The 10,723-nt window shown below is 64.6% G+C and carries 16 protein-coding genes; 5 read left to right on the top strand and 11 right to left on the bottom strand.

Annotated features, from left to right (window positions below):
- Positions 1-117: 117 nt before the first annotated feature.
- Positions 118-933, bottom strand: coding sequence for a helix-turn-helix transcriptional regulator (locus HOP58_RS19360; RefSeq protein WP_234261262.1), 816 nt, complete (start codon positions 931-933; stop codon positions 118-120).
- Between the two features lie 110 nt (positions 934-1,043).
- On the opposite strand from HOP58_RS19360, the gene HOP58_RS19355 reads away from it, so the two are divergent.
- Both HOP58_RS19355 and HOP58_RS19350 read left to right on the top strand, forming a co-directional pair.
- Positions 1,044-1,364: a DUF1330 domain-containing protein gene (locus HOP58_RS19355; protein ID WP_086511082.1), complete on the top strand. Its 321-nt coding sequence runs from the start codon at positions 1,044-1,046 to the stop codon at positions 1,362-1,364.
- A 162-nt stretch (positions 1,365-1,526) separates the two neighbouring features.
- A complete protein-coding gene (locus HOP58_RS19350; protein WP_234261261.1) occupies positions 1,527-1,964 on the top strand; it encodes an META domain-containing protein in 438 nt (145 codons plus the stop codon).
- A 54-nt stretch (positions 1,965-2,018) separates the two neighbouring features.
- On the opposite strand, the gene HOP58_RS19345 is transcribed toward HOP58_RS19350, so the two are convergent.
- Genes HOP58_RS19345 through HOP58_RS19330 form a run of 4 tightly spaced genes read right to left on the bottom strand, consistent with a single transcriptional unit; the run spans position 2,019 to position 4,375 of the window.
- Complete coding sequence (locus tag HOP58_RS19345; RefSeq protein WP_234261260.1) at positions 2,019-2,492, bottom strand: SRPBCC family protein; 474 nt, start codon at positions 2,490-2,492, stop codon at positions 2,019-2,021.
- Complete coding sequence (locus HOP58_RS19340; protein ID WP_234261259.1) at positions 2,485-2,802, bottom strand: helix-turn-helix domain-containing protein; 318 nt, start codon at positions 2,800-2,802, stop codon at positions 2,485-2,487. The genes HOP58_RS19345 and HOP58_RS19340 overlap by 8 nt, the downstream gene beginning before the upstream one ends.
- Positions 2,803-2,853: 51 nt before the next feature.
- Complete coding sequence (locus HOP58_RS19335; protein WP_234261258.1) at positions 2,854-3,387, bottom strand: GrpB family protein; 534 nt, start codon at positions 3,385-3,387, stop codon at positions 2,854-2,856.
- Entirely contained in the window at positions 3,353-4,375 is a 1,023-nt protein-coding gene (locus HOP58_RS19330; protein ID WP_234261257.1) for an AraC family transcriptional regulator, read from the bottom strand. The genes HOP58_RS19335 and HOP58_RS19330 overlap by 35 nt, the downstream gene beginning before the upstream one ends.
- Positions 4,376-4,536: 161 nt before the next feature.
- Between HOP58_RS19330 and HOP58_RS19325 the strand changes: the two genes are divergently transcribed.
- Together HOP58_RS19325 and HOP58_RS19320 are read left to right on the top strand one after the other, a co-directional pair.
- Positions 4,537-5,721 (top strand): MFS transporter, encoded by a 1,185-nt coding sequence (locus HOP58_RS19325; protein ID WP_234261256.1) that lies wholly within the window; start codon positions 4,537-4,539, stop codon positions 5,719-5,721.
- Positions 5,722-5,831: 110 nt separating this feature from the next.
- Positions 5,832-6,035 carry a putative motility protein gene (locus tag HOP58_RS19320; RefSeq protein ID WP_234261255.1) on the top strand — a complete coding sequence of 68 codons (204 nt, stop codon included), beginning with the start codon at positions 5,832-5,834 and terminating at the stop codon, positions 6,033-6,035.
- Positions 6,036-6,173: 138 nt separating this feature from the next.
- Here HOP58_RS19320 and HOP58_RS19315 read toward each other — a convergent pair whose 3' ends face one another.
- The 5 genes from HOP58_RS19315 to HOP58_RS19295 are packed head-to-tail and all read right to left on the bottom strand — an operon-like array spanning position 6,174 to position 8,892.
- Positions 6,174-6,869, bottom strand: coding sequence for an aspartate/glutamate racemase family protein (locus HOP58_RS19315; protein ID WP_234261254.1), 696 nt, complete (start codon positions 6,867-6,869; stop codon positions 6,174-6,176).
- 51 nt (positions 6,870-6,920) lie between these two features.
- Entirely contained in the window at positions 6,921-7,625 is a 705-nt protein-coding gene (locus HOP58_RS19310) for a DUF899 domain-containing protein (protein WP_234261253.1), read from the bottom strand.
- Positions 7,626-7,638: 13 nt separating this feature from the next.
- Positions 7,639-8,034 carry a VOC family protein gene (locus HOP58_RS19305; protein ID WP_234261252.1) on the bottom strand — a complete coding sequence of 132 codons (396 nt, stop codon included), beginning with the start codon at positions 8,032-8,034 and terminating at the stop codon, positions 7,639-7,641.
- Positions 8,007-8,558, bottom strand: coding sequence for an SRPBCC family protein (locus HOP58_RS19300; RefSeq protein ID WP_234261251.1), 552 nt, complete (start codon positions 8,556-8,558; stop codon positions 8,007-8,009). The genes HOP58_RS19305 and HOP58_RS19300 overlap by 28 nt, the downstream gene beginning before the upstream one ends.
- Positions 8,551-8,892, bottom strand: a complete 342-nt coding sequence (locus HOP58_RS19295) for a metalloregulator ArsR/SmtB family transcription factor (protein ID WP_234252573.1) — start codon at positions 8,890-8,892, stop codon at positions 8,551-8,553. Before HOP58_RS19295 ends, HOP58_RS19300 begins: the two co-directional genes overlap by 8 nt.
- 189 nt (positions 8,893-9,081) lie before the next feature.
- Between HOP58_RS19295 and HOP58_RS19290 the strand changes: the two genes are divergently transcribed.
- Positions 9,082-9,981, top strand: a complete 900-nt coding sequence (locus HOP58_RS19290; RefSeq protein ID WP_234252574.1) for an arylamine N-acetyltransferase — start codon at positions 9,082-9,084, stop codon at positions 9,979-9,981.
- Positions 9,982-10,003: 22 nt separating this feature from the next.
- On the opposite strand, the gene HOP58_RS19285 is transcribed toward HOP58_RS19290, so the two are convergent.
- Complete coding sequence (locus HOP58_RS19285; protein WP_234252575.1) at positions 10,004-10,723, bottom strand: SDR family oxidoreductase; 720 nt, start codon at positions 10,721-10,723, stop codon at positions 10,004-10,006.

Genomic DNA, 10,723 nt, shown 5'->3' with positions numbered 1-10,723 from the left:
TGGGGGCGGCAATGCGTAAGCTGATCCATATCGCTTACGGGGTCCTCAAGACGCAAACCGAATATCGGCCACAAACCGCCTGATAGGGCATTTGTGGCCGGTTAGGAGAGATGGTATCTAACCCGCTGAGGCGGCTGCCAACTGCTGCAGCGCCTCCTGGGTGGCCGCGTCCGCCGGGAAGAACGACTCGATGGCGAGCTCTTCCAGGGTGACGTCGAGCGGGGTGCCGAATACCGTGGTGGTACTCAGCAGCGACAGCACGCGGCCATCCGGCATGGCGAGTTCCAGCGGCACGACGATGCCGCCGTGGCGCGATGAGGCGCTGGCCAGATGGGGGCGGGCGCCGGCCGGTATCGGATACCCCTTCAGCTCCTCGCCGAGCGAGGCCAGCACCGGGTCGGCGGTCGTCTCGGCCTGGCGTGTCAGGCGCTCGAGGATATGGCTGCGCCATTCGCGGAAGTTGCGGATGCGCGGTGCAAGCCCGCGGGGATGCAGCGTGAGCCGCAGCACGTTGACTGGCGGCTTCAACAGCTCGTCGTCGATGCCATCGAGCAGCGCCTCGAGCGGCCGATTGGCCAGCAGCAGGTGCCAGTGGCGGTCGACGGCCAGCGCCGGGTAGGGGGCATGGCTCGCCAGAAGACGCTCGATCACGCCGCGCACCGCGCCGAGCTCGGGGGCGTCGATGCCGCGCTCGCCGAAGGCCGGAGCGAAACCGGCGGCGAGCAGCAACCGGTTGCGCTCGCGCAGGGGAACGCTCAGCTGTTCCGCCAGGCGCAGCAGCATCTCCCGACTGGGCGTGGCCCGTCCGGATTCGACGAAGCTGAGGTGGCGCTGGGAGACGTCGGCCTCGGTGGCGAGCGCGAGCTGGCTCAGTCGCCGCCGCTGGCGCCACTCCTTCAACAGCTGCCCGGGGGTAGGGGATTTCGTTGTCATGGGCTCAGATTAGCGCCAAGCGATATGCCTGGCTATTACCTCGCAGGTAATCGCCAGGTCGCACCAGCGGGGCGAAGCTGTCGAGGCAAACCCACCGCTGGAGCAACGCCATGACCGCCTACGCCATCGCCCGCCTGCAGGACGTCACCATGGGCCCCGAGATCGTCGAGTACCTGGAGAAGATCGATGCCACCCTCACGCCTTACGGTGGCCGCTACCTGATCCACGGTGGCAACACCGAGGTGCTGGAGGGCAGCTGGCAGGGCGATACGATCATGCTCGGCTTCCCCAGCCTGGAGCAGGCCCGGGCCTGGTATCGCTCCGAGGCCTACCGGCGCATCCTGCCACTGCGCACCGCCAACGCCGTGGGCGACGTCATTCTGGTGGAGGGCGTCGAGAAAGGGCACCGCGGCATCGACATTCTTGGTTAGATACTCCAGCCGGTGTCAGCTTGGCCTTGTGACCGAGCGCACGAAATCCCCGGTATCTGCTTAATTCAGGCTGGCTATTCGCCGCGTCTTTTCCGACATTACGGCACATGGAGCCCGCTGCCTTAGCGGCGGGCGTCAAGACTGCTTGCCGAGGGAACGAGAATGAAAAAGCGCTTTGCCATCTGGTTGGGATCGCTGGCCATCGTGCTGATGGGCTGTACCGCCATGGAGGGGGAAATGAGGTACGACGAGCCGCTGGTGAACACCTACTGGAAGCTGACCCAGGTCGGCGATGTGATGCCCGAGGCGGTGGACAACCAGCGCGAGGCGCATTTCGTGCTGCATACCGAGGAGAGCCGCGTGGCGGGCTCCACCGGTTGCAACCACCTTGCGGGCAACTATCGACTGGAAAACGACGCCCTTCACTTCGGCCCCTTGATCACCACACGCATGGCCTGCCTGCAAGGCGGCGACACCGAGCAGGCCTTCCTGGCCGCGCTGGAGGCGACAGCGACCTGGCAGATCGAAGGCCAGACGCTGACCCTGCGCGATGCGTCTGGCGCTGCCGTGGCGCACTTCGAGGCGGTGCATCTCAACTGATCAGCCACCGCCTTCGGGGGTTGGAGAGCGTATGGAGAGGCACGGAGAGTGCCCTCAACTCCAGTCAGGGAACAGAGGCTCGCCTTTTTCCAGCAAGGATTTCAAGCTGGAGAGTATGGCGGGCCAGCCCACGCTGATACCTTGCAGCACCTTGCTGCCCGGCTCGAACCGGTCGTGAGTCAGCGTCAGGCGAACCTTGCCCATGTACTCCTCGATCTCGAAGGTGACCCGTGAAGGCTTCTCAGCCTGGGGCTGAGCTGTCTGTTCGCTTTTCTGCCCTGACATCTCGCCAGACGGGTCGAAGGTGTACGAGAGGCGCCTCGGCGGGTCGGCTTCCAGCACCTCACCTGCCCAGTCGAGAGAGCCGTCCGGCTTGAGATGCTTGACCGTCGAGCCGACCTGCCAGTCCGAGGTGATACTGCGGCCGCCCCAATACTGGCGGGTGAACTCGCCGTTGGTCAGTGCTTGCCACACCTTGTCCGGCGTGGTGTCGATGTAGGTGACGTAAACGAACTCGGGCTTATTCATCTTGGGAATCCTCCAGGGCTCTTTTCAGCGTTTCCAGTGCCTCTAACCGGTGACGTTCGAACTTCCCGATCCAGCGTTCGTGGATCTGCTGGATCGGCGCCGGATTCAGGTAATGCAGCTTCTCCCTGCCGCGCCACACGACCACGACCAGGTTCGCCGTCTCCAGCAGTGCAAGGTGCTTGGTGACGCCTTGCCGGGTCATCGACATGCGCTCGCACAGCTCGCCGAGAGTTTGCCCATTGTCCTCGTACAGACGGTCGAGTAGCTCGCGACGGCAGGGGTCGGCAAGGGCCTTGAAAACGTCGTTCATGTCGTTGGGCATGGAATCATTAAGGCAACCATTTGGTTGCATGTCAAGAAGTCAGGAGGCAATGATCGAGCGCACGAACTCGCCCTTGGCCCGGGTGTAGGCTTCGCGATCCGTGCCGTGACGCGAAGCCAGTTCGCGCTTGAGGGCGGCGTAACGCTCGGCCTGCGCTGGGTCGGCGCGCAGCGCATCGCGGAAGGCGAGCCTCTGGCGCCATAGTTCGCCGTCGTGCACCACCACATGCAGATGGTGGGTACGGCGGCCGTTGGCGTGGCGCATGAACCAGCGGCGGTCGGTCAGGCTGGCGTTGAACTCCACCGAGGTGACGTAGCCGTGCTCGAGAATGGACTCGAATAGGGCATCGGCCACGGCCATGGAGGCGACCCCGGCCATGACGTCGATGATGGGCTTGGCCGGCATGCCGGGGATGGCGGTGCTGCCGATATGCTGCACCTCGATAAGCTCGGTGGGGAAACGCTCCAGCAGGCGGCTGCGCTCGGCGTCGAAACGTGCCGGCCAGGCGGGGTCGTACTCCACCAGGTATACCGGCTCGTCAATGGCCTGCTGCAGCGATTGGGCTTCGTTCATGAGAGCTCCCGGAAGCGGAGGTTTGTGTGATGGTAGCGGGCTCGCGCTGATGACGCAGGGCGCCGGGAGGGTGGCCGTGAATGCGCTTGAAGGCGCGGCTGAAGGCCGCGGTACTGCCGTAGCCCAGGCGGAAGGCGACGGTTTCGATGGGTTGGTGCTCGCGGCCGATCCACTGGGCCGCCAGGCGCATGCGCAGCTCGGTCACGTAACGATGCGGCGTCATGCCCGTTACCGCCAGGAAGCGCTCGGCGAATACCGAGCGCGAGCTGCCCATCTCGGCGGCGAGCTCCGCCACCGTCCAATTGCGCCCCGGCTCGCGATGCAGGGCGGCAATGACGCGGCCCAGGCGCGGGTCGCGCAGCGCTTCGATCCAGCCGGTGGCATCGCCGCAGCCGCACTCCACCCAGCCGCGCACGATGAAGGCCGCCATCACGTCGGCGAGCCGTGCCAGAATGGCGGCATAACCCGCACGCTCGATCTTCGCCTCACGCTCCATCGCCTCGAGCATGGGCAGGATCTCGGGCTGACGCTCGAGCAGGGTGCCGACGTGCATCACTTCGGGCATCAGCGAGACCAGGGCGTGCATGCTGCCCAGGTCGAACTCCATGCAGCCGCTGAAGGTCAGGGCGCCATCCTGGGTGCAATTCTTCGGGCAGGCGCGAATCGCACTGACCGCCTCGCACAGCCTGGCGCTTTCGAAGGCAGTGACGTCCTGGGCCGGCTGGTCGGGGGAGGAGAGCAGGGCATGCAGGCCGCCGCGTGGCAGCAATAGCGCATCGCCGGTGGCCAGGGTGTGAACGCTGCCGCTGGGGCTGCGCAGGTAGACGGGGCCGCGGGCCACGAAGTGGAACTGCGCCCAGCCTTCTACCTGCCCGAACTCTACCCCCATGGGGGGAGAAAGCTGAATGCGGCGATAGGCGATGCCGCGCAGGCGCATGCCGAGCAGCAATTCGCTGACCAGGTCGTTGGGTAACTCAGGTTTCGGCATCTCGCACCCCCTCACCGTGTTTGCGCAACCGCCAAGCGTACCGCTCATGTCGATTCGGATGAACGATCAATTATTCGAGAGCTTCTAGCATAGATCGTCCGACTCGGTCGCTCTAGTCTTCTCGTTCCTGACGAAAGCTTCTCTAGGAAAGGAGAACGAGCATGAACGAGTTGGAACCGCGGGCACGACCCGCCTGGGGGGCGGTCATCTCGATGGCCCTCGGTGTGTTCGGGCTGGTGACGGCGGAATTTCTGCCCGCCAGCCTGCTGACGCCCATGGCGGCGGACCTGGGCATTACCGAAGGCATGGCGGGTCAGGCGGTGACGGTTACCGCGGCGGTGGCGCTGCTGACCAGCCTGCTGATCTCCACCGCGACCCGCCGCATCGACCGGCGCCATGTGCTGCTGGGGTTCTCCATGCTGCTGGTGGCCTCGAACCTGCTGGTGGCGTTTGCCCCCAACCTGACTGTACTGCTGATCGGGCGCGTGCTGCTGGGGATGGCGCTGGGCGGCTTCTGGACCATGTCGATCGCCACCATGATGCGCCTGGTGCCTGAGGATCTGGTGCCGCGGGGGCTGTCGATCATGTTCAGCGGCGTTTCCGCCGCGACCATCGCCGCGGCGCCGCTGGGTAGCTACTTCGGCGATCTGTTCGGCTGGCGCGACGTGTTCCGCATGGCGGCGCTGTTGGGCGTGCTGGCGCTGATCGTGCAATTCCTTACCCTGCCGCGGATGGCACCCAGCGGCATGACCCGCCTGCGTACCCTGTTCGACGTGCTGATGCGGCCACGAGTCGGCCTGGGCATGCTGGCTGCGGCTCTGGTCTTTACCGGCCACTTCGCCTTCTTCACCTACATTCGTCCGTTCCTCGAAACGGTGACCGGCGTCGGCGTGAGCGGTGTGGCCACCATCCTGCTCGGCTTCGGCGTGGCCAACTTCCTCGGCAACTACCTGGGTGGCTGGATGGTCGAACGCAGCCTGCGGCTGACCATGATATTGATGCCGCTGCTGATGGGTACGCTCGGCCTATCCCTGGTGCTGCTGGAAAGCACGCCGGTCACCGATGCCGCGCTGGTGGCAGTGTGGGGGCTGGCCTTCGGCGCCATCCCGGTGGCGTGGTCGACCTGGCTCACCCGCACGGTGCCGGACGAGGCCGAAAGCGCCAGCGGCCTGCTGGTGGCTGCCATCAACCTGGCGATCGCCACCGGTGCTGCGGCGGGTGGGCTGATCTTCGATCTGGGCGGAGCGCTGAACGTATTCGCCGCCAGCGCCGCAGTGCTGCTGTTGGCCGCACTGATGATCCTGATGGGGGTGAGGACACGACCTCTGGCAAGCGCCTCGACCTGAACGCTGCCTGGTTGAAGTGCGCAGCCCGCTTCGGCGGGCTGCGTTTTTGCCTTCGCTTCCGTCAGCTGTTAGCGTGGGGTGACAGAAGAACCAACAACGGAGCAAATGCCATGGATTACGCCGTCAACTCCAGCGTAGGCCAGTCGCTGGTCATGCAGCAGGTGCAAGCCGCCCAGCAGGTGCAGCTCGAGGTCTACAAGGAAGCGCTGGACATGCAGAAGGATCAGGTTCAGGCGCTGATGGCTTCGGCTTCGGTAGAGCCCCAGCTTGCTAACGATGGCATGGTGGGTACGCAGATCAATACCTACGCCTAGTCTTGGCCGAAAAATTTCTGCGCTTGGCCATACAGCGTTAAAAATCAGCTCAAAGTACTCATTTACAACCGGTAAACTCCGTCTTTTCGCTGATTTTTGCCTTGTCTGGCCTTCGCTCGAAGATTTTTCAGCTCAAGCCTATTTCTGTAGCGCCCACTTCACTGCCTCTTCGGCGTGAATGGCCGTGGTGTCATAGAGCGGCACCGTGGTATGGCTCTGCTGCACCAGCAGGGCGATTTCGGTGCAGCCGAGGATCACCGCTTCGGCCCCCTGCTCGCGTAGCGATTCGATGATCTCCAGGTAGCGCTGACGCGAGGTCTCCTTCACCTGCCCCAGACACAGCTCGTGGTAGATCACCTCATGCACGAGGTCGCGCTGCGCGGAGTCGGGCACCAGTACCTCGATGCCGAAGCCTTCGGCGATCCGCCCCTTGTAGAAGTCCTGCTCCATGGTGAAGCGGGTGCCAAGCAGGCCGACGCGACGAATGCCGTCATCGGCCAGCCGCTGTGCCGTGGCATCGGCGATATGCAGCAGCGGGATCGAGACCGCTTCAGCCACCTGCGGCGCGACCTTGTGCATGGTGTTGGTGCCGATCAGCAGAAAATCCGCCCCGGCGGCTTCCACGCTGCGCGCGGCCCGGCTCAGGATCTCGGCGGTGGCGTCCCAGTCGCCGGCATGCTGCAGCCGTTCGATCTCGGCGAAGTCGACGCTGTAGAGACACAGCTTGGCCGAGTGAAATCCGCCCAGGGCGGCCTTCACCCCTTCGTTGAGCGCACGGTAGTAGCTGACGGTGGATTCCCAGCTCATGCCGCCGAGCAGGCCGATGGTCTTCATGTGTTGCGTTCCCTCTGGTTGTCGTTGTTTCCAAGCGAGCCGTGAGAGCAGTCACGTCTCGTATTCGTCGTGACGCCGATTCCATACGTAGGGTGGCGTCTGCGGCCAGCCGGGCGGTGACTCTTCCCAGGTTTCCTGACGGCCGTAGGGCGTCAGGTCCAGGTAGGTCCACAGGCTGCCCAGGTACTCCACGCCGCGCTTGCCGCTGAAGTAGGTGCGAAAGACCCGCTCGCCGTCGCGCAGGAAGACGCTGATGCCGTGCCGCTCGCCGCGGTCGGTATCCGGCGCATGGCAGTTGCAGCTGGTCACGCCCATGTCCTGATTGAAGCTGCCGTTCAGCGACGAGAACCACGTCGGATGCTGCCAGCCCATGCGCGCCTGGTAACGCTGGAGCTTCTCCAGCGGCGCCCGGGAGACCAGCACCAGGGTGGTGTCGCGGGCGTTGAGATGGGCGGGGTGGGTCATGGCGTCCACCACCCAGGAGCAGCCGTCGCAGCCGGCCTCCCAGTCGGGGCCGAACATGAAATGGTAGACGATCAGCTGGCGGCGCCCCTCGAACAGGTCGAGCAGGGTGGCCTCTCCCTGTGGCCCTTCGAAGACATAATCGGTGCGCACCTCGGTCATCGGCAAACGGCGCCGCGCAGCATTGAGCCTGTCGCGCTCACGCGTATGGGCCTTTTCATGAGCGATCTGTTCGTTCAGCGCGCTGCGCCACTCCTCTTCGGAGACGATGGGAGGCAAGGGTGAGGTCGTCATGGAGTCTTGCTCCTCAAGTCATATTGAGTTGCCAGGAGACGCCGAAGCGGTCGTTGAGCCAGGCGAAGCGGGCGCTGAAGCCGTAGTCGCCGGGCGGCATCAGCGTCTCGCCGCCATCCGCCAGGGCTCGATGGAGGCGCTCGAACTCCTCGGCACTCTCGCAGTCGACGAACAGCGAGATCGAGGGCGTAAAGGTGAAGGGATGGGCAATGTGGCTGTCGATGCAGGTATAGCGTCGGCCGGCCAGGGTGAACTCGGCCTGCTTGATGCTGCCTTCTCTGCCCGGTTCCTCGGGGCCGTAGTGCTCGAGCCGGACGATCTCGGCATCGTCGAACAGCGAGACGTAGAAGCGCATGGCCTGTTCGGCATTGCCTTCGAACATCAATTGCTGGGTGATGTGATGCGGCATCGATACTCCTCCTCCAGGCGTTCGAAGGTGGGCCAGAACGGGGCAGGCGGTTGACCGTGCAGCACGTCGGCCAGGATACCCAGGTGGGTGTGCCAGCCACCGGCCACGTTGACCATGGTGCCGTCATCGGCGAGGCGACGGTGGGTGACGACCAGACGCACCTGCTCGCCTGCCTCGCTGAGTTCGAAGGTCACCTCCGATGGGGCCTCGTTGCCGCCGCCCCAGGTCCAGACAAGCAGATGGGGCGGTTCGCAGCGCAGCACCTGGTGTTGTGTCGTGAAGCTGCCGTCGTACTGACGAAAGCGCTCGCTGGGCAGCGTTCTGTCGGGTGTCAGCTCGGTATTGTGGAAGTGTAGAGCAAAGGAACTGCCGGCCCGCGGCTCCATGGCGCCGGGGGCGAGCCACTGGGCACGTTTGTCCGATTCGGTGAGGAAGGCCCAGACCCGTTCGATGGGCCCCGGCAGCAGGCGCTCGAAGCGGACGCTCTCTTCGGCAATCCGCTCGCCGTAGTCGGTGTCATCCATCCTGCCTCTTCTCCTTCGTCGATTTACCATCCGGGGCGGCCTGCAGCGCCGTTTCCAGCGCGTTCAGCCGCTGGCTCCAGAAGCCTTCGTAGAAGCTCAGCCACTGCTCTGCCGCTGCCAGTGGCTCCGGTTGCAGCCGGCAGTAGTGGGAGCGCCCTTCGATACGGCGTTCCACCAGCCCCGCCTGCTCCAGTACGCGAACATGTTTGGAAACGGCCGCCAGCGAGATGGGGAACGGTTCGGCCAGCTCGCCGACCTTGCGCTCACCCGCCGCCAGCCGCTCGAGCAGCAGGCGGCGGGTTGGGTCGGCCAGGGCATGGAAGACCTGATCCAAGTGTGCTTCGTCATATTCAACCATATGGTTGATATAGGCTTAGTAGGCGGGTTTGTCAACCGTTTGGTTGAATGTCCTGAAGCTATCAGAGCGATTGAAACTTCTCCGCTTTACCTGAAGCTAACTTGAGGTATTAGCCTGCGCTACAAGGTTGCTCTACGAGCTAAGTTGAAGGAACAGGAGAACGCCATGCAGGCTGTACGGAACGCCCAACCCCTTCATGAATCGACCCAGTGGGAGACGTCGGCGCTCGATCTCGACGCCTACCTGGCACGTATCGACTACCGGGGATCGCTGGCCCCCGACTTGGAAACATTGACGGCGTTGCAGCAGGCGCACCTCGCCGCGGTGCCGTTCGAGAATCTCGAGATCGTCACCGGTGGTGAGATCCGCATCGACCTGGAAAGTCTTCAGGACAAGCTGGTACGACGTCGGCGCGGCGGCTATTGCCACGAGCACAACACGCTGTTCGCCACGGTGCTGGACCGGCTCGGCTTCGAGGTCGCCGGGCGCAACGCGAGAATGCTGATGGGCGAGGATGCGAGCATCGTCACTCCTCTCGGCCATACCATGCTGGTGGTGAAAGTGGCGGGCCACGACTGGATGGTCGATGTCGGCGTCGGCAATGTCGGGCCGCGTGAGCCGATCCTGCTCGAGGCGGACCGCGAGGTGAGTCATGGCCCCTGGGAGTATCGCCTGGAGCGCTCGCCGCTGGGATATTGGCTGCTGCGTCATAAGCGCCTCGGTGAATGGTTCAACATCTACCAGTTCAGTGACGAAACCTGCTATCGCGCCGACTCTGGCGAATACAACTATCTGGCCTCTCGCCACCCCGGATCGCCCTTCGTGCGGCGCATCGTGGCGCAGCACAACGGCGCCGAGGTTCGGCTTGCGCTCACCGATCTCGAGCTGAAGATCTTCCGCCCGGGCCAGGCGCCGGAGCTGCAGCGGATTGAAGCCGATGCGCTGCCCGACGTGCTGCGCCAGCGGTTCGGTCTCGAGCTGACGCCTGAGCAGGAGCGCGCGCTGCTGCAACGAGCCGAGACGCTCGTCGAGACCTCCACCGAGGGGGAGCAGCTTGGAACCTGAGGAAGTGGCTAGAGAGGAATCGCTAGAAGCGCGCATCACCTATGGCCGGCATCACCACCTCCTTGACGTAGGCGCTGGGCGACAGCGCCAGCAGGGTGCGCACCAGTTGCACTACGTCATGCATGGGAATGAACTCGCCGTCGCCGCGGCGGGCTGCGCGTTCGAGCGGCACGCTCAGGTCGTCCTCGGTGTTGAGATAGCCTAGCTGCAGACAGGTCACCGCCAGGCGCTGTTCGCGAAAGCCCTCGCGCAGCGCCTCGGCGATGCCGCGCAAAGCATGCTTGGTGGCACCGAAGGCGACCTCCGGCCGGCCGTGGCCGGGCAGGGCGGAGGTCGAGCCGGTGAGTACGATACGCGGGGCACGAGAGCGCAGCAGCACGGGGAGCAGCGCCTGTATCAGCAGAATGGCGCCGCTGACGTTGACCGTGACGATGCGCTGGATCTCCGCCGGGCTGTCGTCCAGGAAGCGGTAGTCCGGCTCGAAAGCCCGGCTTTCCCATAGCCCCAGGTTGTAGACCAGCACGTCGAGCCCCCGCGCTTGCGCGGCTTCGGCCAGCGTGGCGGCCGCCCGCTCGGGTGAGGCCAGATCGGCCTCGATCCAGTCGATCTCGATGCCGGTTCGCACCGGCAATGGCTGCGGCATGCGGCGCGATACGCCGATCAAGCGGTCGCCGTTATCGCCAAGTCCTTCGATGAAGGCCCGGCCCAGGCCCTGGCTTGCGCCCACGATCATCACGTTCAT

Origin of the sequence: Halomonas sp. MCCC 1A11062 (assembly GCF_021404355.1) — a bacterium.
Classification (GTDB): domain Bacteria; phylum Pseudomonadota; class Gammaproteobacteria; order Pseudomonadales; family Halomonadaceae; genus Halomonas; species Halomonas aerodenitrificans.
This window is presented reverse-complemented; position numbering and strand designations above follow the sequence as displayed.

What these genes read in the sequence shown, in the direction of transcription:
- HOP58_RS19360 (WP_234261262.1), bottom strand. Translation starts at nt 933, where the DNA reads ATGACAACGAAATCCCCTACCCCCGGGCAGCTGTTGAAGGAGTGGCGC.
- HOP58_RS19355 (WP_086511082.1), top strand. Translation starts at nt 1,044, where the DNA reads ATGACCGCCTACGCCATCGCCCGCCTGCAGGACGTCACCATGGGCCCC.
- HOP58_RS19350 (WP_234261261.1), top strand. Translation starts at nt 1,527, where the DNA reads ATGAAAAAGCGCTTTGCCATCTGGTTGGGATCGCTGGCCATCGTGCTG.
- HOP58_RS19345 (WP_234261260.1), bottom strand. Translation starts at nt 2,492, where the DNA reads ATGAATAAGCCCGAGTTCGTTTACGTCACCTACATCGACACCACGCCG.
- HOP58_RS19340 (WP_234261259.1), bottom strand. Translation starts at nt 2,802, where the DNA reads ATGAACGACGTTTTCAAGGCCCTTGCCGACCCCTGCCGTCGCGAGCTA.
- HOP58_RS19335 (WP_234261258.1), bottom strand. Translation starts at nt 3,387, where the DNA reads ATGAACGAAGCCCAATCGCTGCAGCAGGCCATTGACGAGCCGGTATAC.
- HOP58_RS19330 (WP_234261257.1), bottom strand. Translation starts at nt 4,375, where the DNA reads ATGCCGAAACCTGAGTTACCCAACGACCTGGTCAGCGAATTGCTGCTC.
- HOP58_RS19325 (WP_234261256.1), top strand. Translation starts at nt 4,537, where the DNA reads ATGAACGAGTTGGAACCGCGGGCACGACCCGCCTGGGGGGCGGTCATC.
- HOP58_RS19320 (WP_234261255.1), top strand. Translation starts at nt 5,832, where the DNA reads ATGGATTACGCCGTCAACTCCAGCGTAGGCCAGTCGCTGGTCATGCAG.
- HOP58_RS19315 (WP_234261254.1), bottom strand. Translation starts at nt 6,869, where the DNA reads ATGAAGACCATCGGCCTGCTCGGCGGCATGAGCTGGGAATCCACCGTC.
- HOP58_RS19310 (WP_234261253.1), bottom strand. Translation starts at nt 7,625, where the DNA reads ATGACGACCTCACCCTTGCCTCCCATCGTCTCCGAAGAGGAGTGGCGC.
- HOP58_RS19305 (WP_234261252.1), bottom strand. Translation starts at nt 8,034, where the DNA reads ATGCCGCATCACATCACCCAGCAATTGATGTTCGAAGGCAATGCCGAA.
- HOP58_RS19300 (WP_234261251.1), bottom strand. Translation starts at nt 8,558, where the DNA reads ATGGATGACACCGACTACGGCGAGCGGATTGCCGAAGAGAGCGTCCGC.
- HOP58_RS19290 (WP_234252574.1), top strand. Translation starts at nt 9,082, where the DNA reads ATGCAGGCTGTACGGAACGCCCAACCCCTTCATGAATCGACCCAGTGG.
- HOP58_RS19285 (WP_234252575.1), bottom strand. Translation starts at nt 10,723, where the DNA reads ATGAACGTGATGATCGTGGGCGCAAGCCAGGGCCTGGGCCGGGCCTTC.